At 56.4% G+C, this 24,823-nt stretch carries 22 protein-coding genes and 3 pseudogenes; 13 read left to right on the forward strand and 12 right to left on the reverse strand.

The features are described from left to right. Nucleotides 1-21: 21 nt before the first annotated feature. From QRT08_RS14485 to QRT08_RS14495, 3 genes are all read left to right on the forward strand, one after another. The gene (locus tag QRT08_RS14485) at nucleotides 22-1,386 is read left to right on the forward strand and encodes a glucoamylase (protein WP_286046681.1); all 1,365 of its coding nucleotides are present in this window, start codon (nucleotides 22-24) and stop codon (nucleotides 1,384-1,386) included. Between the two features lie 213 nt (nucleotides 1,387-1,599). Beyond that, nucleotides 1,600-2,178, forward strand: coding sequence for a trehalase family glycosidase (locus QRT08_RS14490; RefSeq protein ID WP_286046682.1), 579 nt, complete (start codon nucleotides 1,600-1,602; stop codon nucleotides 2,176-2,178). A gap of 74 nt (nucleotides 2,179-2,252) precedes the next feature. Continuing rightward, nucleotides 2,253-2,672, forward strand: coding sequence for a universal stress protein (locus QRT08_RS14495; protein ID WP_286046683.1), 420 nt, complete (start codon nucleotides 2,253-2,255; stop codon nucleotides 2,670-2,672). Between the two features lie 324 nt (nucleotides 2,673-2,996). Here QRT08_RS14495 and QRT08_RS14500 read toward each other — a convergent pair whose 3' ends face one another. After that, nucleotides 2,997-3,263, reverse strand: coding sequence for a helix-turn-helix domain-containing protein (locus QRT08_RS14500; protein WP_286046684.1), 267 nt, complete (start codon nucleotides 3,261-3,263; stop codon nucleotides 2,997-2,999). A gap of 421 nt (nucleotides 3,264-3,684) precedes the next feature. Here QRT08_RS14500 and QRT08_RS14505 point away from each other — a divergent pair, with 421 nt between their 5' ends. The 3 genes from QRT08_RS14505 (at nucleotide 3,685) to QRT08_RS14515 (ending at nucleotide 4,978) form a co-directional block, all read left to right on the forward strand. Continuing rightward, nucleotides 3,685-4,002 carry a hypothetical protein gene (locus QRT08_RS14505; protein ID WP_286046686.1) on the forward strand — a complete coding sequence of 106 codons (318 nt, stop codon included), beginning with the start codon at nucleotides 3,685-3,687 and terminating at the stop codon, nucleotides 4,000-4,002. Between the two features lie 344 nt (nucleotides 4,003-4,346). After that, entirely contained in the window at nucleotides 4,347-4,589 is a 243-nt protein-coding gene (locus QRT08_RS14510) for an antitoxin VapB family protein (protein ID WP_286046687.1), read from the forward strand. After that, entirely contained in the window at nucleotides 4,586-4,978 is a 393-nt protein-coding gene (locus tag QRT08_RS14515; RefSeq protein ID WP_286046688.1) for a type II toxin-antitoxin system VapC family toxin, read from the forward strand. The genes QRT08_RS14510 and QRT08_RS14515 overlap by 4 nt, the downstream gene beginning before the upstream one ends. Before the next feature lie 238 nt (nucleotides 4,979-5,216). On the opposite strand, the gene QRT08_RS14520 is transcribed toward QRT08_RS14515, so the two are convergent. Further along, a complete protein-coding gene (locus QRT08_RS14520) occupies nucleotides 5,217-6,044 on the reverse strand; it encodes a creatininase family protein (RefSeq protein WP_286046689.1) in 828 nt (275 codons plus the stop codon). 155 nt (nucleotides 6,045-6,199) lie between these two features. Continuing rightward, nucleotides 6,200-6,397: pseudogene (locus QRT08_RS14525) on the reverse strand (HNH endonuclease); the annotation flags it as partial. A 408-nt stretch (nucleotides 6,398-6,805) separates the two neighbouring features. Here QRT08_RS14525 and QRT08_RS14530 point away from each other — a divergent pair. The 3 genes and pseudogenes from QRT08_RS14530 (at nucleotide 6,806) to QRT08_RS14540 (ending at nucleotide 10,295) form a co-directional block, all read left to right on the forward strand. After that, nucleotides 6,806-8,125: a M14 family zinc carboxypeptidase gene (locus tag QRT08_RS14530; RefSeq protein WP_286046690.1), complete on the forward strand. Its 1,320-nt coding sequence runs from the start codon at nucleotides 6,806-6,808 to the stop codon at nucleotides 8,123-8,125. 245 nt (nucleotides 8,126-8,370) lie between these two features. Then, nucleotides 8,371-9,471 (forward strand): annotated as a pseudogene (locus QRT08_RS14535) (S8 family peptidase). Between the two features lie 536 nt (nucleotides 9,472-10,007). Further along, nucleotides 10,008-10,295 (forward strand): hypothetical protein, encoded by a 288-nt coding sequence (locus QRT08_RS14540; RefSeq protein WP_286046691.1) that lies wholly within the window; start codon nucleotides 10,008-10,010, stop codon nucleotides 10,293-10,295. Nucleotides 10,296-10,592: 297 nt separating this feature from the next. On the opposite strand, the gene QRT08_RS14545 is transcribed toward QRT08_RS14540, so the two are convergent. Then, the gene (locus QRT08_RS14545) at nucleotides 10,593-11,174 is read right to left on the reverse strand and encodes an LURP-one-related family protein (RefSeq protein WP_286046692.1); all 582 of its coding nucleotides are present in this window, start codon (nucleotides 11,172-11,174) and stop codon (nucleotides 10,593-10,595) included. Between the two features lie 417 nt (nucleotides 11,175-11,591). Here QRT08_RS14545 and QRT08_RS14550 point away from each other — a divergent pair, with 417 nt between their 5' ends. After that, nucleotides 11,592-12,230, forward strand: coding sequence for an RraA family protein (locus tag QRT08_RS14550; RefSeq protein ID WP_286046693.1), 639 nt, complete (start codon nucleotides 11,592-11,594; stop codon nucleotides 12,228-12,230). A gap of 195 nt (nucleotides 12,231-12,425) precedes the next feature. On the opposite strand, the gene QRT08_RS14555 is transcribed toward QRT08_RS14550, so the two are convergent. Both QRT08_RS14555 and QRT08_RS14560 read right to left on the reverse strand, forming a co-directional pair. After that, nucleotides 12,426-12,980, reverse strand: a complete 555-nt coding sequence (locus QRT08_RS14555; RefSeq protein WP_286046694.1) for a dihydrofolate reductase family protein — start codon at nucleotides 12,978-12,980, stop codon at nucleotides 12,426-12,428. Between the two features lie 330 nt (nucleotides 12,981-13,310). Continuing rightward, nucleotides 13,311-13,757, reverse strand: a complete 447-nt coding sequence (locus tag QRT08_RS14560; protein ID WP_286046695.1) for a VOC family protein — start codon at nucleotides 13,755-13,757, stop codon at nucleotides 13,311-13,313. Nucleotides 13,758-14,184: 427 nt separating this feature from the next. Here QRT08_RS14560 and QRT08_RS14565 point away from each other — a divergent pair, with 427 nt between their 5' ends. Continuing rightward, nucleotides 14,185-15,573 (forward strand): ATP-binding protein, encoded by a 1,389-nt coding sequence (locus QRT08_RS14565; RefSeq protein ID WP_286046696.1) that lies wholly within the window; start codon nucleotides 14,185-14,187, stop codon nucleotides 15,571-15,573. A 358-nt stretch (nucleotides 15,574-15,931) separates the two neighbouring features. Here the strand turns inward: QRT08_RS14565 and QRT08_RS14570 are convergent, their stop codons facing one another. The 3 genes from QRT08_RS14570 to QRT08_RS14580 all read right to left on the reverse strand — a co-directional run bounded on the left by QRT08_RS14570 (nucleotide 15,932) and on the right by QRT08_RS14580 (nucleotide 18,604). Further along, on the reverse strand, nucleotides 15,932-17,083 hold the full coding sequence (locus tag QRT08_RS14570) for a nitrilase-related carbon-nitrogen hydrolase (RefSeq protein WP_286046697.1): 1,152 nt from the start codon (nucleotides 17,081-17,083) through the stop codon (nucleotides 15,932-15,934). A 404-nt stretch (nucleotides 17,084-17,487) separates the two neighbouring features. Further along, nucleotides 17,488-17,760, reverse strand: a complete 273-nt coding sequence (locus QRT08_RS14575) for an acetamidase/formamidase family protein (protein ID WP_286046698.1) — start codon at nucleotides 17,758-17,760, stop codon at nucleotides 17,488-17,490. Nucleotides 17,761-17,773: 13 nt separating this feature from the next. Beyond that, the gene (locus QRT08_RS14580) at nucleotides 17,774-18,604 is read right to left on the reverse strand and encodes an IS5 family transposase (protein WP_286046699.1); all 831 of its coding nucleotides are present in this window, start codon (nucleotides 18,602-18,604) and stop codon (nucleotides 17,774-17,776) included. Between the two features lie 77 nt (nucleotides 18,605-18,681). On the opposite strand from QRT08_RS14580, the pseudogene QRT08_RS18895 reads away from it, so the two are divergent. Beyond that, a pseudogene (locus QRT08_RS18895) lies at nucleotides 18,682-20,442 on the forward strand (3'-5' exonuclease); the annotation flags it as partial. A 250-nt stretch (nucleotides 20,443-20,692) separates the two neighbouring features. On the opposite strand, the gene QRT08_RS14590 reads toward QRT08_RS18895, so the two are convergent. After that, on the reverse strand, nucleotides 20,693-21,475 hold the full coding sequence (locus tag QRT08_RS14590) for a DUF8170 family protein (RefSeq protein WP_286046700.1): 783 nt from the start codon (nucleotides 21,473-21,475) through the stop codon (nucleotides 20,693-20,695). A 115-nt stretch (nucleotides 21,476-21,590) separates the two neighbouring features. Between QRT08_RS14590 and QRT08_RS14595 the strand changes: the two genes are divergently transcribed. Continuing rightward, complete coding sequence (locus QRT08_RS14595) at nucleotides 21,591-22,067, forward strand: ArsR family transcriptional regulator (protein ID WP_286046701.1); 477 nt, start codon at nucleotides 21,591-21,593, stop codon at nucleotides 22,065-22,067. Between the two features lie 434 nt (nucleotides 22,068-22,501). On the opposite strand, the gene QRT08_RS14600 is transcribed toward QRT08_RS14595, so the two are convergent. Then, nucleotides 22,502-23,260 carry a TrkA C-terminal domain-containing protein gene (locus QRT08_RS14600; protein ID WP_286046702.1) on the reverse strand — a complete coding sequence of 253 codons (759 nt, stop codon included), beginning with the start codon at nucleotides 23,258-23,260 and terminating at the stop codon, nucleotides 22,502-22,504. Nucleotides 23,261-23,595: 335 nt separating this feature from the next. Beyond that, nucleotides 23,596-24,720, reverse strand: coding sequence for a tyrosine-type recombinase/integrase (locus QRT08_RS14605; protein WP_286046703.1), 1,125 nt, complete (start codon nucleotides 24,718-24,720; stop codon nucleotides 23,596-23,598). Nucleotides 24,721-24,823 lie beyond the last annotated feature (103 nt).

Genomic DNA, 24,823 nt, shown 5'->3' on the forward strand with positions numbered 1-24,823 from the left:
CTCCCCCGCTTTCCCCTACTGATGACTCACTCTCAACAGACGACAACGAGCATCGTCCCACAGCACGTTGACGCGCCGATCGACGATCCGGCCTTCCACCTCGACGTGCTGGCGGAACTCAGCTACGACGCCGACGTCGACGGCGCGGTACCACTAGCCAGTAACCCTGACAACCGGTACCCCTACGTCTACCCCCGCGACGTCGCCTCGATCACCCGGGCCTGGCTTACAGCGCTCCGCTGCGGCGTCCGACCGGACGAGTGTCGGGACCGGATCGTCGAGGTGGCCCGCTTTCTGATCGCCGCGCAGGACAACGGCTGGTGGTATCAGCGGTACGGACTCGATGGAGAGGACCAATCGATCTATCAGCAAGAAGACAACGTCGCTCACGGGATCAGGATCCTCTCGCACGCGGTACTCGCGCTCGACGAGTCCGACGATCTCGAATCGGCGGAGACGGCATTCCTGATGGATGTCGTCGACTGTATCGAGGCGGCGGTAACGGTCATCCGATCGGAACTGTACGACGCCAACGCCCACCTGATCGAGAGCACGACGAGCATCCACGAGGGTGCGATCGAGTCCGGCTACACGCTATGGGTTAACTGCGCGTTTCTCGCCGCGCTGACACAGACGGCTGACGCGCTCGACCGGATAGAGGCTGGCGACCGACCCAACGACGAGCCGATCGTTGTCGATGATGCTATCCAGCAGGTCGACGAACTGCGCTCGCTGTTGAAGCCGGGTGTCGAACGCTGTTTTGCCGTCGACGGAACGACCGTCCCGCGTCGGTACACTCTCGAGGGCGAACGCGACGATCGTCCGGACATTACGTTGCTGGCTCCGGCCTACTTCGAACTCGACGACGTGTTTGGCGATCATGCCGTACGCGCCGCCGAGCGGGCGACGGCGAGCCTCGAGGACCCGCGGCTGGGTGGCCTCCAACGGTTCTGGGGCTTCCACCGCGACCACGACGTCCACCAGCATGGTGGCAATGGCCCCTGGATGCAGTACACGGCCTGGCACGCGCAGTTCCGCTACGACCTCGGCGAGCGGGAACGCGGCGACGAGGTACTCTCGACGGTCACCGGCCACGCCGACGCGGACGGCCACATTCCGGAACACCTCTCGACGCGCGACCGGTTCGAGCAGTTCATCGAGAAGGAGTGGAATACCGGCGTCGATTTCGAGAAGGAGTTCGACGCCGACGTGCTCCGAGACGTCCCGTTCGACCGGATCGCCGAGGAACTCGGTCACATGCGCCGGGCCTACGACGAGATGGCGACCGCGCTCGAGGACCGAGAGGTGATCGCCTTTGCGGCGCCGCTCGCGTGGTGCCATGCGGAGTTCCTAACCGCTCTGCTGAAGCGCGACGAGTGCGCTTAAGCAGGGGGTTCGATATGCGCGTTCGACAATGAGCATGTACTCGGATCTCTCCGCACTGGCAATCGCGACTGGCGCGCCACAAGGGCAGTAGATCATCGACGAGCACGACACACGAATCAGGTTTCTCTTATTTACGGGTGATTAATGGGAGTGATAATTTTCTTCTGGCGTTCTTGATCCTATTTTTATTAGTGGAAACTGTGGATCTGACAAGTGACGGATACTCTTGACCTCTCTCAAACAGGTCAAGATACCCGTCTAGAGGAGCGAAGAGTCGTTATCGAGGATTACGAGGCCTTTCCGTGTTTGTGCATCCGTGAGCAGGTGATCACCTGCAATGTCAACGATCCCCCGGACGACCTGAATACGTTCTATTATGCACTAGAGTCTGAACTCTCACAGTGGGAACGAGCGGTTGAGAATCAAAAACGTGCCCAACAGTACACTCAAGCCGGAGAGAAACGACAACGTGCAGTTGAGGAACTATGTTGGGACGACAAAGCGGGTTTTTACTTCGATTACTGCTGGTCTGAGGGTCAACGGACCAAGACATGGTCGCTTGCAGCAGTTGCGCCGCTGTTTTGCGGGATGGCAACGGAAGACCAAGCAGCTGCGATCGCAACCCGTCTTGAAGAACGCTTTTTGCACCCCGGCGGGTTGGCAACGACGCTGGCGGAGTCAGGCGAACAGTGGGATTACCCGAATGGGTGGGTCCCACTTCACTGGATGGCAGTCGTCGGTCTCTATCGGTATGGCCATGACCGACTCGCAGAGATAATTGCGGGCCGGTAGCTTGATCTCAACCGCGCAACGGTGTGTTGGTCATATCTATAAAAATTAATCATGTACAAACGCATGGATTACGTATGGAAAAACACATCCTTGTGCCGATGACCCATGCCGAGGAATCGGATAAAGCATTAGAGTATGCGATCACGAATTTCCCGGATGCAGAATTCACAGTTATTCACGTGATCAATCCGGGATATCAATACGGAGTAGAGGGGTATGTCGGCTACGAGCAGATCATGGAGCAAGAACGCCGAAAAGCTAACGAGCTCTTTGGGAAAGCAACGGAAATCGCAGCGAGTCACGGAGTAACGATTACAACCGAGCAACTAACGGGGCATACGCCAACAACTATTCTACAATATGCAGACGAACAGCAGGCTGACCAGATCGTGCTTGGGAGTCGCGGTAGAGGTGGCATTTCGCGACTGCTGTTGGGGAGCGTTGCTGAGGCTGTTACGCGGCGGTCATCGATTCCGGTAACGATCGTCCGGTGACAGTGGAATGTTGGCTCCGTTCTCAAGGACGGTTTCGAACCGTGGGCAACATCGAGACGGCATCAAAAGCCATCCCTGTTACGCGCCCGTGTAGGGTTTCACGACGACCGTCTCGGACATGGTGTGGTCATCGTCCCCGATTCCGGGGACAAGGTGGCCGTTGGCCCGTCCCAGCAACGAGCAGCCGCGTGGTCCCACCGCGAACAGTGCGACTGGACCGCGTTCGATCCTTCTGCCTTGCCGAGACTTGCTCGGCTTGATTCCGGTTGAGTCCGTTGGGAACGAGCGTCCGCAGACGCACGACGACACAGAGTGTGTCAGCGGTCATGCTCTCGTCTCGTTTGGCAGGCGTTTCTGACAGCGGTAGCTGTCCTCGGATTGGGTAACGAGATCCGCCGCTATGAGAGTGTTCAGGACGGGATACAGCGTCAGTTTCTCGAGGCCAAGTACTGCGTGGAGTTCGTCAATCGTTGCCGACTCGCTGGTCCACAAGTACAGGTACACGAGCTTAGAGGTACTTGAGTCCAGACGAGGTGGTATCGGTTCGACAGTCGCTACTGACTGTTTGAGAGTGGGCTGTTGGGAGTTCATGGCGTTGGAATTTGGGTAGGAGACGTGTGGGATGGTTTGATGGGGCTGGGTACTACTCTTGTCTCAACTATGTTCTCAAGCGACGACCACTTAGCCTCTTATAATATTCAACACGAGGGGGATAGAGCAGTTGGCTCCGCTCCGGAGATATCAATAGCATCTAGAAGACAGCTCAGGTCCCCTCTCATTACGGCGTGGTAGATCGGGGAGCGAGTTCGCGAATAAGACTGTTCAGCTAGTAGTTTCCTGGGAGATGAGGAGGAATTAGTAGTTAGGTCGACGAAGCATGATGGATGGTCGTGTATGACTCGTTTCGACTCACGGATCGTCGACCGCCGGTGGTGCCCGCGCGACTGATCTCATCCTCTCCGTCGACCGATCAGCGATACGCGACGGGAAACTGGATGAACTCAAGGCGGCCATGTCGGGGCTGACCGACTTCGTCGAAGCCAACGAGTCAGACATCCTCTCGTACGAAGTCTACTTCAGCGGTGACGGGGACCGAATGACAGTCGTCCACATGCACTCCGATCCAGCGACGCTTGAATATCACGTGGACGCTGCCGGTCCAAAATTCTCCCCGGTTGGTGAACTCCTTGAGCTTGAGGCGATCGATGTGTACGGCGACCCTGGTGAGGACCTCCTCCAACGGTTGCGCGAAAAGGCATCGACGTTGGGGACTGGGCGTGTCTCGATACACGACTTGCACGAGGGATTCGACCGCATCACGACAGGCTGAGTTCGGAGCGGGAGTATTCAGCAGCCGACGAAACAACCGATCTGCAGGCGATCAAATACGCGAGTTACTGTGCAACGCTGACAGCAGAAGACGTCCACCAGGAGTATCGGCAGTTCTGCAATTCACGTCGTGAAGAAAGCGTTCTGTGGGGGCATCGTGTGGGCGTACCCGTCGACGAACGCTGGTGGCTCGTCCGAGTTTCTCTGACGATCGCGGCGAGATGGGATCTGGGGCCGATTCTACTTCCTCACTCCCCTGCAATCAGACCGTTTTCTGAACCCTTCGTACGATCGTGCTATTTCCTCCCATTCTTTATTAGTCTGCACACACAACTGTGTATTGGAATGGCGACCAAAACGATCTCGCTTGACGAGGAGGCCTACGAACGGCTCAAAGCCCGCAAACGGGAGGGAGAATCCTTCTCGGAGGTCGTCAAACGAATCGCAGGCGAACGGTCTTGGGCCGAGGTCGCAGGCATCCTCTCTGAGGACGAGGCGGACGACCTCGAAGCAATCATCGAGGATGGACGGGAACGCTCCCGCGACCGCCGTAACCGCCTCGCTGACGACCTTCGGGGCAAGGAATGATCGAGGACACCTCGTTTATCATCGATATCCTTCATGATGACTCCGAGGCCGTCCGATTTCTCGATATCATCGAGTCCGAACACCGACCAGAACGCCTTGCCAGCATTACCGTACTCGAACTTTACGAGGCCGTCCCGCAGTTGGATGCCCCGAAAGAGCGCCGCCAGAAGATACTCGCTGTCCTCGACTCCCGCCACGCCATCCCCGGTGACGCAAAGGTAATGCGAAAGGCTGGGAAACTCTCAGGCGAACTTATCACATCCGGACAAGAAATCGACCGCGAAGACTGCATCATCGCCGCTACCGCTCTTCTCCACGACGAGCCCATTGTCACCCGGAACGTTGACCACTTCGAACGCATCGATGGTCTCGACGTACGAACATACTGATCTCTAGTGAGTACCCCGTGAAGTCACCACCGTATAAGGGTTCTAACGGTGAGTATTAGAACCCGATTGCCTGACCGTCTCGCCGGAGTTCGAGCCGCCAATCAAGGTCCCGTCTTCGGTGTGGTAGATAAGTCGTCCGCCACCGTAGTGGCCGGCATTGGGAACGAAGTACTCCTTTTCGGGGAGTCTAGTTGCGATCGACACCAACGTCGCAACTATGTGTTGAACCGATCTGGCCTCAAGTATCCCACTGCTCTTGTGCACGGTCTGGGCGTTGGCGCTGGTAGATCTCGTCGCGAACGTCTTGGAACGTGTTGATGAGTTCGGCGACAGCGTGGGTGATCGTCTCGAAGTAGTCTTCGCCGAGTTCTGCAGTTGCATCACTTGGATCGCCCCAGACGCCAGTTTCACTAATCCGGTAGTACGCGCCCTTGCCAATGAGTAAATGATCCAATAGTGCTGCAGGGTTCTCGATGTCCATCGGCAGATCAGGAGCGTCAAAGGCCGTATTTTCGAGATCGACAAGGTCCTCATCAATAGCCAGTACCGCCGCCGTTTCCCCGATATTCGCGTGCCAGCCGGCATCGAATGATAGGTACTCTTCCATGTCTTCACTACTTAACGCATCCCAATAGGGGAATGCATACACGTAGTTCTCTTCGGGCAAGTCGTGTGACGCCTGATTGGCCCCGACTTTTGCTGCCCAGTCATTAGTGAGGTGGCCGGACAGAAACACGATATCAGTGAATCCGGCTTCGGCCAACGAATATGCGATATCGTGTACTACCGTTGCTAGGGTTCTGTACGTGAGGTATGTGATGCCCGCGTATCCGGCGTGCATGTCCGATGCGCCATAGTTTATCGGTGGACCGACAAGCGCGTCAACGTCCTCTGCAATGCGTTCGCAGATTTCCGTTGGAATGAAAGCATCAGTCCCCATCGCAAGGTGCTCGCCGTGCTGTTCGGTTGTTCCGACTGGAATCAACGCCGTTGGTGTCTCTGCGCGGTCTAAGTACGATTCGACCTCGGGATGTCTCATCTCATCAAGTCTGTGAGTGTCCGGCATGGTGTCGTGTAGGCCAAGCTATTCGATAAATCATTCCTCCAATCCCATTTTACTGAATCCGCTTACGACCGCCGTCCGGCAGCTAACTAATCTATATGGGGTATATGGTTACCGGGCGTCCGCAGTTCCTGGCCATCTACGTGCTCGAACTCGTGCTACTCGTCACACTCCGGGTTCTCAAACACGACGATTTCGTACCCAGTTGAGATTTCGATCCACCCGGTATCGAACGTCCAGTGGTGCAATCGACACAGTGCGATTCCAGTCCGGATATCGTCACGACCGTTCTTACTGCGTGGATAGATATGCGCAGCTTCAACCACCGGTGTTCCAGCGGGTGGGCGACGGTTCGCACCACAGACAGCATAGGTTCCGTCGTAGGTCTCGAGGACGGGTTTACGAAAAGCTCGGTCGCGTGTTCGTCGGCGGGCCGTCGTACATTCGGTTCTGTCCTCGGTGAGCTGTGGCTCAGATTCGAGAACGGATTGTTCGCGCTAACCCAAATGCGGGTATATCACATACGTACTCCTACTGAGTGTCTCTTCACCTCAGATGAAACAGGACAGTTCGTCGTGATCGAACTGAAACGAGATCGGGCTGATGAGACCACTGATATCACGCCGGAACGATAGATACCCAATAAATAGGATAGGAAATATCATATATCTATAGTTATTTATAATAATATGGGATTAATATATTTGATGGATGCGTAGTACTCAAGAAGGGCATCAACGACCCCCTAGACAATATCATCAACTATGAAACGAAGATCATTCTTGAAGACAACAGCAGCATCGTTCGGGCTGGCGACCGTTGGGACGGCAAGCGCCAAACCGGACCGAGATAACTATCGACCAGGTGGGCCAAAGCTCGGCAGTTCAAAATCGATCAATCTGAATGCGTTCCACACGAATGAGGAACTCACGAGAGAACTCGAAGCCATAGATCGAAAAAGCAATCGTGTCTCACTAGAAGAGATCGGCCGCTCGGCCGGACGCAATGATCCGATCTGGGAAGTTCAGGTTGGTAACGGCGATACGGAGGTCCATCTCATCACACAGATCCACGGAGACGAGGCGATTGGAACTGAGGTAGCGCTCAAAGTAATCAAGAGCCTCGGTATGAGCAACTCACGGCAGGTCAATCACATCCTTGATAACCTTTCGTTCACCATTATTCCGCGGGTCAATCCCGACGGTGCGATGTACCACTATGACTTCGACGGTGATGGTGATGCCGAGTGGGTTGGCCGTCGTCAGAATACTCAGTCTTGGACGGAGGGTGAGTCACAGTATCGGCCATATTACTACTCTACCTCTCCCGGTGGCGATCCAGGCTACGACATGAACCGTGATTTCAACATCCAGCCACCATCAGAATTCAACCCACGGACGGACGCTGAAGAGGAGTGGTGGTCCGATGAGCAATATCTGGATATGCCGTATGAGGGACATACGCTCTTCAGGAGTGGCCTGCGGTTGGCGCCTGAAGTCAGAGCCGTCACGGAATCGTTTATCGACGCCGATCCCGATTACGCGATTACGCATCACCACAAGGGCGGGAACCTTTATCCAGACTCTGGTGATGAGAACAAGCCTGCTAAACAGACCCTCATGAGCGTGATGGCAGCCTACGGTGAGGATTATCTCGATCGCTCACCGTTCTATCCCGCAACTCATGAGCCCGTCACCGATGCTGTCAACCCATTTCTTGATTATGAAACGAGCACACGCTCAATCAAGTTGAACTCGCTGGTGATCGACGCACTGGCCCAGCGGGGTAACAGTATCTTCGACAGCATCACCCGATATGGCTACTACCCACTATGGGGATCGTACCTCGACAGTTTGAGTCCTAATATCGCCAACGATGCCAATAGCGTCGCGGGAATGCTCTACGAAGTCGCCTATCAGACCGATGATCTCGGTCAGAAAGGCCTTGGTCGGCAGATGGAACTCACGAAAGTCGGGTTTCTCGAGTCGTTCGACGCACTCGCCGACGACCCCGAACTGGCTGATTACAGCGTTGAGACGTACTTTGACACCCCATTGTACGGCGAGGGGATTCAATCACGATGACACGGACACATCTTCACCGTCGACACGTACTGAAATCAGTAGGTGTATCGCTCGGTGCTCTCACACTGGGATCGTCGCTCGCAGCAGGTGAATCGACCCAACGGTTTATCGTCGATAGCACAAGCCTTCGAAACGAAGATGATGTCGAGATCATCCACGATCTGAGTCCCGTTGACCTTCTTGTGGTGCAGGCAACCGAAGAGCAGCTCAGTGGTTCGCGAGCCGAGTTCGCACCGGATATGCGTATGGCACGCGACCCATACGAACCGGTACGTCAGGAGACGATTGACTACCCCGAGGAAGGTGATGACCTGTACCAGTATCAGTGGGATAAGCAGGACCAAGGGATTCCCGAGGTTCACGACATCACCAGGGGAGAAGGGACTCGAGTCGCGATCATCGATTCCGGTATCGCGGCTGGTCATCCCGATCTCGATGGACAAGTCGACCTCGATCTCTCGAAAAGCTTTGCTACCGACGAGTACGGGATCGGAGAGCCCTACGGAGGGGCACACGGCACACACGTTGCGGGTATCGTTGCCGCCAATGATCGAACGGAAGGTGGTGTTATCGGCTCCGCGCCCGGAACTGACCTCGTTGATCTGCGTGTCTTCGATGCAACACTCAATAGCCGCGGTCAGGAGGATCTCCCTCCCGAGTACTGGGGTGAGACATGGATGGGGTCGGTTATTGCGGCTCTCGTCTACGCTGCCGAGATCGGCTGTGACGCTGTGAATCTTAGCCTCGGTTGGACGTGGAACATGCGCGAGGAGGGCTGGAGCAAATTCTGGGGGAAAGTCCATCAACGCGTCGGGAACTATGCACGACGACGAGGAACTCTCCATACGCATGCGAGTGGCAACTGGGGTGAGAGCCTCCAGTTTAACTGAGACGAGACGGACTCGTCCCAAACTGCTGGTGGAATCACAACCAGCGCTACGGGTCTACTTGGATTCGATCCTGCTACTGGCGAGTATGAGGAACCGCCCCACTCACCGGCGACCTATACGACACATGGCGTTGGTGCGGTTGACATCGCTGCACCAGGTGGAAAAGGTGGTGAGTTCACGTACGATAATATCGTGAACACAGTCGCGTATCCACAGTTCGCTGAGGATGGTACGTATCTCGGTGCTGAGTACGGATATGACTGGTTTGCAGGGACCTCGATGGCTGCACCTCAAGTAGCGGGGGCAGCTGCCCTCGTAAAGGGCCACAATCAGCGCTACAACAGTAATCAGGTCAGAAATTCGCTTCTGAAGACTGCTGTAATTCCAGACGGGTACGAAAAGAAATACTACGGGCGAGGTGGCTATCTCGATACCTTGACAGCACTACGGGAGTAGATAATTTCAATCTGTTACCTAGACGGCCTGCAGGCAACGCTCTGCTGCATCATCCTCTCTATCAGCACACCCATCTTCTGTAATTCATATTTGAAGATGGGGGTCTTGGGACGGTATATTCGCTTCAGCAGCGTGAACAGTCGTTACCTCCTCGTTGGTATTCTCGTATGTAATCTCGACCATGAGGGAACCAGTCCTTTGAGACAGATCGATCATTCCGTATCCGTGAGTGGCGATCTCCCTTGCAGTGGAAGGCTTGTGCAACATCAGCTGACTCTGGAGACAAAAGTTGCACAAGGCGGCTGGTTATATCTCTGTATAACTTGGAGGGCATTACATTTGATCATATCTCAGGATCGACAGCTACAGTTTCCAAACGAAGGGGAGACTTCTTGTAGTCCGAAGCAGGGGTGAGTGGAATCGCCGATACCGTCCGACTATTTCTCTTGGACCAACCTCGCCTTTAGAGCGATCTTAGCATCTTTTCTGACAGAATGAAAATATATATTGGAGTAGTAACAAACTGTACTACTGCTATGACAACAGTCAATGTCATCGATGGGGTGCGGTATGGCCTCGATTTGATCGTCTATATCTTCGTCATTGGTCTCGCGACTGGATTTGGTCTCCTTATCGGGATTGCCATCGGCGGCGTCGATAATATTGTTTTTTCACTGGTTGGCGCACTCCTCGCTCTTGGGAGTTTTCTCGCCTTTTACGCGGGGATGATGGGGATTCTCTACAAGGTGATCGCAGATGGCGTGACCGTCGGTATGAACGCTGCAAACGAATCCTCCGAGACACGAACGCCTCGTCCCAAGTAGCTCTCTACGGTGTCCTATTTTCAGCGATCGCTCTGGGAACACGCCATCGAAGAATCCATGTCCACCAGATCTGGCGCTCGATCGCTTCGTGGCTCATTCTTCTAATGGAGACGATGCGTGTTGGGCTGATCGCCGTCGTCTAGAGGTACCCTATGAGGAGACCGTCGTCGTTGACGGCCCACCGAAGCGCCTCGAGAAACGCGACCTCGTTAATGCCGTCTCGCTCGAAAATGACCACCTGCTCCTGATCTGCTCGCCGAGAGATGTCACGGGAGGCAGGTTAGCGCCTCCACTGAGCTAATTGCCTTGAATCGCGTCGATAACGATTGCCGCAGCGATGATCGACTCTTTCGGGACCGTACTCGCGTCGTCGATGGTGATTTCGTAGCGGTCTCGGAGCGATAGTTTGCCACGAATCGTCCCAACGTGCGCACCGTCTGCGTCAGTGATTTCGTATTTGTGCTGAATCAATCCACCGAGTGAAAGCTTGTTCCGGGCGAGTGTTGCGAGTGCGCCACGAGAAGTGATTTTGGCAAGTGGGGCGCCTGTCTCGCTGTCTCGGACGGTCCATGTATCTTGGAGAAGGGAATAGTCGTTATCGAGGATCACGAACTCGTCGCCCGTCCGGGAATCGGTGAGCAGGTAATCACCTGCAACGTCGATGATTCCGCTGGCTTTGACGGTAAAGACGGTCTTGCCGTTGGCATCGACAAACGGGAATTCCTCTTTCATCTTGAGCATCTTCTGTTTGCCTTTCAGAACGGTGGTGCCAGCGGCGTCACGAACGGTGTATTTGTTCCGGAACAGACTTTGTTCGACCGTGTACTGATCATCGGTAAGCTCGATCCCGGTGATGTTGTATCCCTTTGCTGCAGTCATGCTGTGCTACAGACCGTTCGATATCATCATGAATCCACTGGCTATTGCTCACGGCTCTTCAATTCCCAGAGCAGGTCGCGTTTGTGGGGGATTCAATCAACGCTGAGATCGAGGTGACAAGTGTACGACGGTTGCACCCCACGCTTTCCCGTCGCTGGTACGCAGGCAGCGGGAATGAAGACGATCCTGGTGAATCGGTTTAACGTTCCCTCCACTCGACTGATATGGTGGTTGATTCGTATGTGGAATTGGCTACTGAGCTCTCGTAGATCATCTGCGGCTCAGTCCGCTTCTGTATCGAAATCGAACAGGGAAACGGCGCTGCCGATGTCCGCAGCCACGGCAGCTACAGTCATTATTCAGGATCGAACAGGGTCCTGCACTGGTGTTTTATGCGATGCACTCCTCTGAGAGTGTATGTCAACGGATACCGGTCCGATCGACGCCACACTCCTCGATCGGTTGGAGCAGTGCTCTCCATCCGCAGTCGCGGACACGAAACACGAAAGCGTGGAAACGCTGGCCTCCGCAATTACGCCGGTCCATTCCGACTGCACGTTCGCTGGGACGGTCCGAACAGTCGTGCTTGACCCTACAGCACTCTGGGCCCCCGTTCAGACTCTCGATACTGCTCTCGAAGACGAGGTCATCGTGGTCGATACTAATGACGGCGTTGAGGAGGCCGTCTGGGGAGAGTTGCTCTCGACATACGCGAGAGCAACTGGTGTGAGAGGAGTGGTTACGAATGGAGCCGTCAGGGATGTCGCCGGGGTTCGAAATCTCGGCTTTCCCGTCTTCGCACGGACAGTTACGCCTCGCGGGCCGAGCGGACGCAAAGAGGTCGAGCGGAACGTTCAGGTCACGATTGGTGGTGTATCGATCGAGCCAGGAGACGTGCTTGTTGGTGACGAATCCGGAGTGGTTGCAATCGACCGTGACGCCGTTGAGGATGTCACCCCGGCCGCCGAGACCGTCGCTCAGACGGAACGAGACGTAGACCGGTTGATCGATGAGGGGCGATCGCTTGAACGGGCGTTCGAGGACGCGGGGATGTAGTCTATGTTGGCTTTGTTGAAACCCTCAATCAGTGATGGGTTTCAGCGACCGTGCTGCATACAGCGCGCGTATCTTGCACGGCCGATGGTCGCGGATTGGCCGGTAGATACACCCGCGTAGTTTACAGGTGAAGGTGATCCGTTCCGTTGATCTGACTGGTGGTCTCTTCCGCTGCCTGTTTAGGGGTCGATTTGGTCATCGGAGGCTGTAGTCGACGAGGACGGAGCCGTCGTCGAAACGACGTGTCGTGTTGAGCGCGAGGTCGACCCGCGCTGCGTCGGGGAGGGCTCGGGTCCCCCCACCGACGATCGTCGGGACCAAGCGCAGTACATACCGGTCGACTAGACCTGCCCGGATGGCCTCGGCAGCGAGGCCGGCGCCACCGATGGACAGGTCGCGGTCGGCTTGGTCTTTCATGCTATGTACCACTTCGGTGTCGAACGTCTGCTCCAGACGGGTCCGCGGTTCCGGCACGGTGTCCAGGGTGGTCGAGTAGACGACCTTGTCGGTATCCCGCCACGCCTCGGCGAACTCGCGTTGTACCTCGGGTAGGTCGTCGAGGAGAAAGGTGTCCCACACCCGCATCGTCTCATACATGCGACGGCCGCAAAGGAAGGTGCCCACCGATCGTTGGAGGTCGTTGAAGAAGACATGCGCGTCCTCAGATGGCTGTGCCCAGTCGAAGTTGCCGTTCTCGTCGGCGATGTAGCCGTCGAGTGATGCGTTGATGACGTAGACGAGGTTGGCCATGGAAGCCTCTTGATCGTCGCGTCTATTCAATACGGACGGACAGAAGGGCCGGTAACCGATCAGATGGTATGTGTCTACGTTACGCACCTTCTCGAAGGCAGGCACGGCCCCGGATGCAACCGCCGCTGTGTAAACCAGGAGGCTCTGTTGAAATTCTATTATATTAACACTATTTCTACTGAAACAGCCGATAGATAGGTGTGCGTAGTTACCGCCAGGCGGCGACTAACCGGGTTTCGGAACGGGTCGTCGCCCTGATTCCGGCTGGTCCTAATTCCCGGGGATGCCCGGGCTCAAAACGGTGACCGCCAAGAGCGTGGGAGCGACCCGCTAGGCTCCGTCGAGCTCCTCGGCCAACCCGACGATAATGCCTTCGGGGCCGCGCACGAAGCAGAGGCGGTACACGTCTTCGTACTGGGCGACTTCGCCCACGAGTTTGGCTTCGTGGGAACGGAGACGGTCGAGGACTTCGTCGACGTCGTCGACTGTGAACATGATGCGGCGGATCCCCAGGGTGTTCACCGCCGGTTCCTCGGAACCGTCGCGGGTGGCCTCGGGCGTGATGAACTTCGAGAGCTCGACGCGGCTGTGGCCATCGGGGGTCCGCATCATGGCGATGTCGCTCTGGACGTTCTCAAGGCCCACGACGCGATCCGCCCACTCTCCCTCGACGCGCGTCTCGCCCTCCAACTGCATGCCGAGCTCTGTGAAGAACGCCTTCGCAGGTTCGAGGTCCTCGACCACGATGAGGACGTTGTCCATCTGCTTGATCGCCATGGTCCGAATAAACTAGGTGAGTGGTGCGCAAAAAGACGTCGCTGGCGGGGGGTCTCTTCGCGACCTTAGACCGGCCCCATCTGCTAAAATTGTCTCGGTAAGACCTCGCTAACAATACTGATATGACGGTATAGAGGAGATAGGGCGCCCTTGACGTACTTCGGTCGGCAGGAGGTTGTTGGTGAATCATGGGGTGTCCTGCTATGATTCGTTGTAGCTCTCCCCGCTACTCGGCCCTTCAGTATCTGGCAGGCGCTCCTCTCGTGCGTGCGGTATGACGAACCCTACTGAAAGTGGCTACTGCTAGCCGGGAACATCAGCGAACGTAGCGCACAATAACCAATCCTGGAATAGCCTATTCCCGAATAGGCTATTTACAAATAGCCTATTCGGAAGTATTATCCAGCTTCACCGCAGAGGGGGAGACATGAATCGCTTCGTGAACAGGGAGGCAGAGCTCTCACGGCTCGGTGACTGCTACGAGTCGGAAGAAGCTGCGATGGTCGTCATCTTCGGCCGTCGTCGTCTCGGGAAAACTCAGCTCGTTCAGCATTCATTAGCGGAGCGAGACGACGCGGTCGTGTACCAGGCGACGGAAACGACCCCTCAGATTCAGCTGGACGAGTTCATGGATGTCGCGTCCGAGTCCTTCCCGGGTATCACGCAGATCAAGCAAGAGTGGGAAGCGTTGCTCGGGTATCTCGGCGACCAGGACGGAATCGTCGTTCTCGACGAGTTTCCGTACCTTATCGACGCCGACAGTAGCCTTCCGTCGGTCATTCAGCGGCTGTGGGATCATCGTTTCCAGAACACCGGGGGAACGCTGATTCTCATCGGGTCATCGATCAGCATGATGGAGGAGGCGACGCTGCTAGGTAACAGCCCACTGTACGGTCGGTTCACGGAGAAACTCGACCTTCGACCGCTCGACTTCTCCGCCGCCCAAGAGTTCCTCCCGGAGAGTTACACGCCGGAGGCGCGGATCTTTACGTGGGGAGTCTTCGGTGGTGTCCCGTACTACCTCGACGGCATCGAATTAGATCACGATCTCGGAACGATACTCACGGAAGAAGTCCTCTCCCAAAAGGGGTACCTCCACAACGAACCGGAGTACGTCCTCCGAACCGAACTCACGGATCCGAATCGCTACTTTGCGATTCTCACGGCCATCGCGGCGGGCAAGACATCGTCGAATGAAATCGCACAGGTCGTCGGCATCGATGGGAAACAAATCTCGACGTACACACAGAAGTTGGAACGACTTCGACTCATCGAACGTGAGGTCCCGATCACGGAAGAGAAGGCGAAGTCCCGTCGCGGACGCTACCGGATTCTCGACCCGTTGTTCCGGTTCTGGTTCCGCTTCGTCTACGGGAACGAGGATCGGTACGAGCGGTTGGGCGACGACGCCTACGCGGTCGTCATCGAGCCAGAACTCGCGGATTTCGTCAGTCCCGAATTCGAGGGACTTTGTCAGAGTGCGCTCCCTAGACTGTACCCAAACGAGACGTTTCTCGACATCGGACGGTGGTGGTACAAGGAACACGAGGTGGACGTCGTCGGGTTCACGGCGGACGGAACCATGGTCGTCGGCGAATGTAAGTTTACGAACGCACCACTTGACTACGGCGCACTCGCCTCGCTCGAAGAGCACGCGGACAAAATCCGATGGTCACCGAACGCTGGCGGTGACGTCACCATCGAGTACGCGCTGTTCACACGAAACGGTGTGACTCACTCGGTTCAGGAAGCGGTTTCCGAACGTGACGACGTGCAGTTGTTCGGCCTCGACGACGTGACTCGCCATGCCAAATAGAGCCCAATTTCCTCAGTCTACGGTAGAATCATACCAATTGGAGTCGCTGTTGGATTAGAGCTATGGCAAACGCGGGAAAGGAGTTTCCGAAGTCAGTCGATTTTCTACCCGATGATCGGCTGAGTTTCTCGTAAAATCAGGCGCTCAGAAACAAGCCGCGACCTAGCTCACTCCCCGAGCAAGCCATGCAGATTCGCGACGTCTGCTTACCGCCATCTTTCCGAACTAACTATGTGACAACTACAATAGTATGGAACAGAACTGGGATTCCCCAACGGCAGAAAAGAGCGCCGGAGTGTACTTTCTGCCCCCGACATCTACCTTCTAGGTCATCCCAGCGGTACGATCAATGGGACATTCAGGTCCGATCACCCGCCGTATCCATGTCGTCTGCGTCCTCGCGCTCCCAGTACGGCGGCACCCAGATATCGGCGTCGACCATCGCGTCGATCCGCGCCTGGGTCACCTCCTCTGCGTAGGTTTCGTGGTCGACCGGCTGGCTGTCCAACCAGAGGTTCGGCGGGTACAGTTCACGATCATAGATCACCTGACAGAGTTCTGTCCGCAGGTCCTTCAGCCAGTTCGTCAGCGGCGAGCGATACCGGAACTCCCGGAGCCCTTCGACATCGATCGTCGCGGCGACGTACGACGAGCCCGCGCCATACTCGTGTTCTGCCAGAACCGTGCCGTCATGGTCGACGACCATCGAGTCGCCGCCAAAGGTGTCGACGGGCGTGTCGGCATCGGGTGTGAGGTAGTACGTTCCAAGGTTCGGGGCGACGACGTACACCGAGTTATCGAGGGCCCGAGCGCGGTTCTGAATTCGCCAGCCTCCGTTGGCCACGAGCGGTTCTGGACAGGCGATGCGGCAGACGATCTCGGCGCCGTTCATCGCAAGTCCGCGGACATACTCGGGGTAAGCGCCCTCGATAGCGAGTGAGACGCCGATGCGGCCAATATCGGTATCCGCGACCGGGAACAGCGAATCGAGGTCGTCACCGTGGGCATCGACCCAGTCGTCCCAGACATCGTGAGGCGACACCGACCGTTCGACTGGTAACAGCGGCGTGAGCTTCCGATGTTTGAGGACGATCTCCCCGTCCGGATCGATCACGAACGCCGTGTTGAAGAACTTCTCGGGGTACTCAGGGGCCCGTTCTTTGGCCGACGCGACGAGGTAGATTCCGAACTCTTGTGCGTACTCGCCGAGAATGTCGGTTTCTTCGCCGGGAATGTCGATCGCGATCTCCTCGCGGTACTCGGCGTGGTCCATGTCGAACACCTCGTCCGTAAACCCCTGGAGGGCGCCCTCGGGGATGACTGCTAATCGAACCGGGAGTTCGAGACCGCTCAGCCACACCGCAGCCGAGAGGTTCTCGTGGATGTGCTCGAGGTTCTTCCGGATGTCTGCTCGCGTCTCGGCGCCCCAGACGGTCGGCGAGAGACCAACCGCGGCGTACTGTTCAATACGAGACAACCCGTACGTGCTGGCGAATCGACTTATACTCACGCGGTCGTCCGGTACCTGCTATCGGACACACGGTATTTTTGAGGCGCGTCCGAGATTTTCCGTCCGGTAGCACCACGTAGCTAAACTAGTAGCTGCGTAGTTTTCTCGTCTACTTCAGATAAACGATCAACTATAGGAATCCAGAAATGCCTTCTCGAGTTTGACACCGATCGTGAAAAATCCAGGATGCACGAACTGATAGACACGAACTGTCACTGCAGGATTGATACTCATCTGTACGTAGGCTTCCCGCTGACTCAACCCATGTTGGTTAACGAGTTCGTCCATCAGCGCAATGAAACAGTTATTGATAGCGTCTTCTGGTGAGCCAGCGTTTTTCGCTGAGTCTACATGGATAATGCTCTCATCGTTTTCGATTCGGAAGACACCCGGAACCTGCGCGTCTACGATCTGACCCGCAGTACGATTTCCGCGATCGACTTGACTGCAATTCCTGTGTACTCCGAATCACTTTGTGAAGCGTGGACGTCGCCAACGAACAAAAGCCCACCTTCGTTGAACGAATTCAGATATACTGTACTGCCTTCAGCCGCATCGCGAACATCCATGTTGCCGCCCCATGGTCCCTGTGTTGTCACCGTTTCCTGCACCGTTCGACCCGGTGCCGTGGCTATCGTTCCAATATGTGGGTTAAGGTGGCTGTGTTGAATCGCCATACTGCGGCGGAATTCACCGTTTCACAGCACGCTTGATGTTGTAGACGACACACATCAGGGCGACTTCTCGGAACTCACGAAACCAAGAACGCGCTCGCTCGGCTTCGCCGTGCGAGCGCTTGACAGCCGAGTTCACGGTTTCAGTCATAGAGCGCTGATTGTAGCGGTGTTCGTCGATTCTGGCATTGTGAGCGTGGTCGTACGGAGCGAAGATACGGTGCTTGATCAGCGGTCTGATACCGAGTTCACGCAATGCTTCGCGGAGTGACTTCTTGTCATAGCCCTTATCGGCGGCAAGAGACCGCAGATCGCCCGCCGGAATGCGGGCGATCTGCTCGGCGAGGTCTGCGTCGCTTCCTTCCCGAGTTGTTGAGCAGTGAACGTCAAGAACAGCTTGAGACTCTGTATCGACGAGTTTCGTGACCTTCAGCTTCTGAACACGGTAGCTTATTCGCTGGCAGTAGTGACGGCTCGCAGCTGAGCGTTCGTAGAATGTGGCGTCGATAGCGGCGTGTTTCGAGGGATCGTGTAGCTGCGCCGACTGGCGCAGCAACACTCGACAGACGCTCATACTGATCCGGTCGAACGCTTTACACAACGTGGATGGAGAGGGGAGTTCGGCCGCGCTGAGGCCGATCTCCCCGGTTATTTGTGGCATCTCCTTCAGCAGGTCAATAGTCATCCGGTAAGACGTGTCGAGGTAAATCCGCAGACAATGGAGGGAAACAAGCGCACAGTCGGCGAATCCGCCGCCTCCTTCCGGAGCGGCGGATTCGTCTCCATCGCCAGTAACTCTTTGAGAAATCGGGACAATCTCGCCAGTGAAGCGGGAGATTTGCGTCATGGACACTCGCAGTCTCCCGCTTCAACTCCTTTGATTTAGCGACCTATCCCGACGCAGTCTAGTGATTCAACGCAGCCATTCATACCATCGAGCTTATCGAGAACTACCGCTCCACCCAGGAGATCCTTGACTTCTCGGAGCACGGGTTACTCGTTCCGGCGGCGAACCGGGACAACGTCGATGTCGAGGCCATCCAGGATCGAATCGTTTCACTCTCGACCAACACCGAACACGAGAACACCCAGATCGAAGCGATCGCGAGCCCGGAGGAACACGAGTCGGTGGTCGCGAAGATTCAGGATATCGTCGGCAACGACGCCTACCGGGTTGAGGCCGATGACGGGTCGCTTCGGACGCCCGAGTATCGAGACGTCGCAGTTCTCACGCGAACGCGAGAGTTCGGCCGCGACCTGCTGCAGACCGCCGAGGAGTACGGATTGCCGATGGCGTACGAGGGCGGGATCGAGCTGTTCCGCACGCCCCAGGCGAAGTTACTGCTAGCGTGGCTCCGCATCCTCGAATCCGACACCGACCGCGGCTGGTCGGTCGTCCTCGAGCAAGCAGGCTACACACTCGATGAGATCAAGCACGTCCTGGAGACTGAGGCGTATCCCGAGAACATGCGCTCGTTCCGCGAGAAGCTGACAGAACTGGAGACGCTCGGCGGGGTGGCCGAACGCGTTTTCTCGCGGTACGGGTACGATGGTGCTACGGCCGACGTCGTCCTCCACACGATTCAGTCTGTACACACCGCGACGACACTGACTCGGGGAGACCTTATCCGGTTCATCGAGCGCGGCATCGAAGCGGGCAGTACCCACGATGTTCACGCGAATGCCGGTGCGAACTCAGTGACGGTCCAGACGATTCACGCAGCGAAGGGGCTCGAACATCCGATCGTCGTGCTCGCGAACATGAGCAGTGGGCGATTCCCGCCATCGGGCGGCGGGAATGGAACGATCACGTTTCAGGATCCGGCCGAACTCCGACAGCGGAAACGCTACGCCGAGGCTGACGGCCTCCCCCACGTGTACGATAACTGGCGGACTGACGTCCTCCGCCGGTGTTTGCCCAGGGAGTACGACGAGGAGCGCCGACTGCTCTACGTGGCGATTACGCGCGCCGAGAGCCACGTGATCTTCTCGGCCGGGGAGGACCCAAACACGTTCCTCGAAGAACTCCCGGTCGAAATCGAAGCGTGGGACACTGAACCTGATGCGGACACCGTAGACGAAACCGAGCAGACGGAGTTGCTGATCACGGTACCGACACCGGAGGGACCGGTCGGACACTCACCACATTCGCTGATGCGTGAGGATGTTTTCGAGGACGTCGACGATGGTATGGGGAAGGCGTTCGGTACCGACGTCCACGACTTTGCGGAAGCGTACGCGCGCGGCGATGATGTAGAACTGAATCGGGACGACCCCGGATGGGACGACAAACAGCACGTGATGTCGTTTCTCGACGGCCTGTCGGGCGACCTGCTCGTTGAGGAGGACGCCTATCTTCCGCTGGACGTCGACGGGACTCGCGTGATGATCTCCGGGATTATCGATCTCGTTCACGTTCGAGGCGACCGCATCGAAGTGGTCGACTACAAGACCGACCGTGGTCGGCACGCGGAAGCCGAGTATCGAAAACAACTCAGTGTCTACTATCACGTACTTCGGGAGCTGTATCCTGAGCGTGAGATTTCGGCGTCGATTCTCTATACAGTCGACGGAGTTCGCGAAGAGATTGACCCCATCTCACGGGACGACCTAGTCGATGTCGTAAAGTCGGTGTCTGATGTGGAATCGCTCCAAGCTACACCTCCGTTAGGTAGCTCCCGTTAAGTCGAATACTGGGAAGGAATTTCCGACTCATGTCTCTTGATAACAGGCGCCAATCCAGCTTAATCTTAGAGTTAAGATTAATCTCGCTCTTGTCCTGATCACATGCAGCGCCGTTTCAATGAGGGCATATTCAAATCCGTGGGAACTCCGGCTTTTTCTCTCGGACAAGATGACCCTCGATTGGACACGCTGATGCCGAGCAACAGTGACAGACTTATCCTTAAGATTAGAATTAATGTTAAAACAAGTCTTACCGTTGTTCCCACCCCGGTCTCGGCGACCCCGGAAGATCATCTGTAGCGTCGAGTAGCTCTTCCTCAGTCGTCCAGGGATAACATCGCCCGTGGAGTTCGAAGAGACGGAAGTCGTTCAGATGCACCCAGCTGTACGACGGAACCTCGATATCGTGCTCCTCAAGCGTGGTTCTCACCACATCGACCGAGATGTCGATCCCAGCGTCGTCCGCTTGTTCGACGAGGGCCTCGAGTTCTGCAGTCTTTGTCTCGTCATCGATGTCGGTGGCAGCTATGATTTGCGCAGCAGCAGCGACTACGTCACGTTCGTCGGTGAGATGGTCCTCCGTTTCCCACTGGTAGGCACGGGGGAAGGCGTACGCCTTTTCGAAGTACTCGGTTTCGCCCAGTTTGCCGAGTTCGTTGATCTCCCCGCCCGCGTCTTGCTCGAACACGGCAGCCACGTAATCGCAGAGTGTCGCCGTGATATGGAACTTCACCCGGAACTCCGGAAGGCGCGGAAGATCGATGTCTGAGAGGTCTCCGATGAGGAAGGCATACGTTCCGTATCGCCGGTTCAGCCGATCACTGACTGCCCGTACTCGGCGGAGATACGGATCACGGTAGCTCCCGAGGACGAGATACGCGGTTTGATCACGGTCGTAGATTGCTGGTGTCTCACTGTTTGCCCACGAGAGGATTCGAACGGCCTCCGTCGATCCGACGTCGAGCCCGCGTAAGGCCTGCTGCACAGCCTTCATGATCTCGCCCGAGTTCGGGGGAACGGATGGAGCACTCATACGCGGGATCAGTACTGGCTGGGTAAAAGACGTTTCTAACTGACTCAGTACTTCGACGATTCTATTGACTTGTTCAACCCAAACCGTTATGCAGTCGAACCCACTACTCTACAGTATGAGCGACACGGCCCCGGAAGGGTTTGAGGACCCCTTCGCAGAGCAGCAGCGGATGCGTGAGCTGCTCTCCCAGGAGACGCGCCACCTCATCTTGCAGTTGATCCTCGGTCACCCAGCACACCTCGCGTCGTTGGCCGAGCTCGACTACATGATTCCGAAGAACGAGGCGGCCATCCTCGACCAGCTCGAGACACTCCAAGAGGCAGGAATCCTCGATGTCTACGTTCACGAACCCAACGTGTCGACGCGAGACCTCCCGTCAAAGTTCTGGGGACCGACCGAGCGTGGGGTTGAGATCCTCTACGAGCATAATTTCCTGCGGGGCGTCCCGGTTGCACGCGCGGTCTACGAGGAGACGAAAAAATCTGAGCGGGTGCAGCGCCACGAGGACGCACCGCGGCCGACGCTTCCCGCAGCCGTTAGAGAGGCACTCGAATTCGACGAACCGGATATGGAAGAGGCTGAGGTTTCCTAGGGTTCGTCAGGATAATCTCGAGGAGAGCGGTTTCTCGCTGCCTCCAGGTTGGCTGGTACTTCGAACGCCATATCCGTCGCTGCGACTGTCGGAAGCGATGGTTAATGGCTGTGAGCGCCTTTTGATCTGAGCTGGTATTCATGGTGTCTTCCCCGATGAATGTTCTCTCAGAGCTACCATGGTAGCTCTAAGCTACCGCTATCTTGGCGCCTTGTTGTGAGACTACGAAAAGACCGTATTTCCCTTAATTCTAATCTTAATGTTAAATATCGTAGAGGAACTCATAGACACACGTACGGTATTGGGAGTTGGCTCTATTGAAAACATTAATAGCTGACACAAACTCCGTGCGAGACAATGAGGCCGTATTCAGCACTACGAGTCTGTTTATTTTCACCCGCCTCCTGCTGGACCAGCCGTTAGAATGAGAGTGCTTATTGTTCGATTAGTTGCTTTTGTTGTTCGAGAGTTTCTTCGTGGTCTTCGATAGCATCGTCACGAGCCTCCGTATCTCCTGCTTGACGATCTGAGAGTTCTTGTAAGCGGTCTCGTTTTCCGTATAGAACGAGGGTGTCATCCGGTTTCATCTCCATCTCCAATTGCGGCGCACCGATGTACGAACCGTTTCGCATAACGCCAAGAACTAACACCCCTTCCGACGGCAAGTCCAATTCTGCAAGCGTTTTCTCGGCGAGCCAGTCACTCGCTTCGATATCAACTTCTGCCACTCGATATTCGCTTTGCAGCCCAAGCAACTGAGCGTAATCTCTGACCTCCAACTCCGTCGTCCGGCTGAGCGCCCATTCGATAAAGGGAGTGACGATGCGGTTGAACCACCGACTCCGTGCGAAAAGGATGATCACACCAGCGCCACCGAGGATGTATGCCAAGTTCAATAGATGGCCGTCACTCGTTTGTGTGAACGAAAGAATGAGTGACGAAATTGCGCCGAGGAGTCCAATACTGCCGAGCCGAATGAGTGCTTTCACGGTCTTTCGACGGCCAGCTGTCGCGACAGTCTGCTCGGCCTCCTCAGTCGTATATCCTGCTCCGGAAAAGGCCGACGTGGCTTGGAAGGAAGCCACATCCGGTGACAGGCCGGTCATCTCCAATGCAATCGAGCCAACACGAACGATCAGCAATGAGAGCGCGAAGATGACCAACAGGGACAGAATCGGATACGTGGCGACCATGGCGACATAACAACGGCTGCATCAGTAAACGTTCCACCGACTGGTGAGTGCAATGACGTTCCTCTGTATCTTGCGCTCTGAGGTCTCGCCAGACGACTGGCTCGTGACCGATTCGCGCTCTACGTTCAGCACGACTCCTGAAACCTCTCAGACCTCAAGTGCTCAACAAAGCCTGGGAGTTCTCATGCTTCCATCCGTAACCAATGATAGCTGAGTCACTACTGTTGACCGGACATATCCAGAATTAATCTTAATATTAGAATTAACTGATGGTCGGGGGAGTTCCCATCTGCTTTAACCAACAGTCTCCATACAATTGGAGCGTGTTGGTTAACTCACTCCCCGAGGAGATCGTCGACTTGCTTCGCGGTCTCTGCTGCCTGGATGTCGGAGTAAGATTCGTGGGTTGTCTCGATACTCGCGTGTCGAAGCGCTGATTGGGCGAGTTCAGCGTGGCCGCTCGCGTAGAGTTCGTGGCCGAGTCCTCGACGAGCACCGTGTGGCTTCAGGTAGTCACCGTCGACGTCGAGGTCAGCGTCCTCACACAGCCGCTTCATCAGGTTGCGAGCACCGTTCGTCGAGAGCGCTGATGGGACGACCTCATGTTCTCGGAGCACTGTGTCGATATCACTGTCGTCGAGGATGGTCTCGATCTCGTCGTCCGAAATTCCCTCGTGGGCCAGCTGCTCGCGAACGGCGCGATATTTCGACGGAGCGTGCCCGCTGGGAAAGACTGGCCACTCGTCGGTCGGTGGACCGAGGACAGTCCTGTACCGCTCTAGTACCGTGGCGGCCCGCTCGGGAAGTTGTGCGTACTCATACTCGCGTGACTTCCCGAGGACGCGGACGGCACCGGCGCCGAGTTGGACGTCTCCCCAGGTGATGCCGTTCCGCTTGTCGTCGGAGGGTTCAGCGAACACCTCTGCGCCGCGAACGCCCGAGAGTCCCAGGAGATAGACGATTGCTCGGTCGCGAAAGGCTCGATTACGACTCACGTCCGCTTCCTCGTCAAGGGCGTGGTCGACACATTCGTCGACGTAGCGCATGATCGCCCGCCGCTCCTTTTCCCGCCAGAACTGCCGGTCGGCGTCACCGAGATCCTCGGGGAGCTCGTCGGTGGCACGCTTCGCTTTGGCCGGATTCGTATCGAGGAGCTCGTCGGCGACGCAGAACGTGAGGAACGCGCGGACGTACGCGTAGTAGGTGGTCGCGGTACTCGCTTTCAAATCGCCGTCGCGGGCCTGCTTTTTGAGATGACGCGCGTATCGGCGGCAGTCGAGGACGTCCAAGTCCTCGAGGTCCGTCACACCGCGCTCCTCGCGCAGCCAGGTTCGCCACGTCGCGAGGGTCGACGCGAAGTTCTTCCTGGAGTTACCAGCCTCGACGCTGTCGAGGTACTGCTGGATGGCCATCTCGACCGGTGTTTCCCCGGGTGTAGCGTCTCCCTCGTCGGGTTCCATGGTTCGTGCTCGACCGACGGCGGCGACCCACGTAAATCTACTGTGTACAACTGGGATAATACACAGTGTATCTAAATCTCCGAATCCTCCCTAAATCGGAGGG

It is taken from the genome of Halalkalicoccus sp. NIPERK01, assembly GCF_030287405.1.
Taxonomy (GTDB): Archaea; Halobacteriota; Halobacteria; order Halobacteriales; family Halalkalicoccaceae; genus Halalkalicoccus.

Excerpts from the sequence above, each read along its gene's own strand:
- QRT08_RS14485 (WP_286046681.1), top strand. The coding sequence starts at position 22 with ATGACTCACTCTCAACAGACGACAACGAGCATCGTCCCACAGCACGTT.
- QRT08_RS14495 (WP_286046683.1), top strand. The coding sequence starts at position 2,253 with ATGGAAAAACACATCCTTGTGCCGATGACCCATGCCGAGGAATCGGAT.
- QRT08_RS14500 (WP_286046684.1), bottom strand. The coding sequence starts at position 3,263 with ATGAACTCCCAACAGCCCACTCTCAAACAGTCAGTAGCGACTGTCGAA.
- QRT08_RS14505 (WP_286046686.1), top strand. The coding sequence starts at position 3,685 with ATGTCGGGGCTGACCGACTTCGTCGAAGCCAACGAGTCAGACATCCTC.
- QRT08_RS14510 (WP_286046687.1), top strand. The coding sequence starts at position 4,347 with ATGGCGACCAAAACGATCTCGCTTGACGAGGAGGCCTACGAACGGCTC.
- QRT08_RS14515 (WP_286046688.1), top strand. The coding sequence starts at position 4,586 with ATGATCGAGGACACCTCGTTTATCATCGATATCCTTCATGATGACTCC.
- QRT08_RS14520 (WP_286046689.1), bottom strand. The coding sequence starts at position 6,044 with ATGCCGGACACTCACAGACTTGATGAGATGAGACATCCCGAGGTCGAA.
- QRT08_RS14530 (WP_286046690.1), top strand. The coding sequence starts at position 6,806 with ATGAAACGAAGATCATTCTTGAAGACAACAGCAGCATCGTTCGGGCTG.
- QRT08_RS14540 (WP_286046691.1), top strand. The coding sequence starts at position 10,008 with ATGACAACAGTCAATGTCATCGATGGGGTGCGGTATGGCCTCGATTTG.
- QRT08_RS14545 (WP_286046692.1), bottom strand. The coding sequence starts at position 11,174 with ATGACTGCAGCAAAGGGATACAACATCACCGGGATCGAGCTTACCGAT.
- QRT08_RS14550 (WP_286046693.1), top strand. The coding sequence starts at position 11,592 with ATGTCAACGGATACCGGTCCGATCGACGCCACACTCCTCGATCGGTTG.
- QRT08_RS14555 (WP_286046694.1), bottom strand. The coding sequence starts at position 12,980 with ATGGCCAACCTCGTCTACGTCATCAACGCATCACTCGACGGCTACATC.
- QRT08_RS14560 (WP_286046695.1), bottom strand. The coding sequence starts at position 13,757 with ATGGCGATCAAGCAGATGGACAACGTCCTCATCGTGGTCGAGGACCTC.
- QRT08_RS14565 (WP_286046696.1), top strand. The coding sequence starts at position 14,185 with ATGAATCGCTTCGTGAACAGGGAGGCAGAGCTCTCACGGCTCGGTGAC.
- QRT08_RS14575 (WP_286046698.1), bottom strand. The coding sequence starts at position 17,760 with ATGGCGATTCAACACAGCCACCTTAACCCACATATTGGAACGATAGCC.
- QRT08_RS14580 (WP_286046699.1), bottom strand. The coding sequence starts at position 18,604 with ATGACGCAAATCTCCCGCTTCACTGGCGAGATTGTCCCGATTTCTCAA.
- QRT08_RS14590 (WP_286046700.1), bottom strand. The coding sequence starts at position 21,475 with ATGAGTGCTCCATCCGTTCCCCCGAACTCGGGCGAGATCATGAAGGCT.
- QRT08_RS14595 (WP_286046701.1), top strand. The coding sequence starts at position 21,591 with ATGAGCGACACGGCCCCGGAAGGGTTTGAGGACCCCTTCGCAGAGCAG.
- QRT08_RS14600 (WP_286046702.1), bottom strand. The coding sequence starts at position 23,260 with ATGGTCGCCACGTATCCGATTCTGTCCCTGTTGGTCATCTTCGCGCTC.
- QRT08_RS14605 (WP_286046703.1), bottom strand. The coding sequence starts at position 24,720 with ATGGAACCCGACGAGGGAGACGCTACACCCGGGGAAACACCGGTCGAG.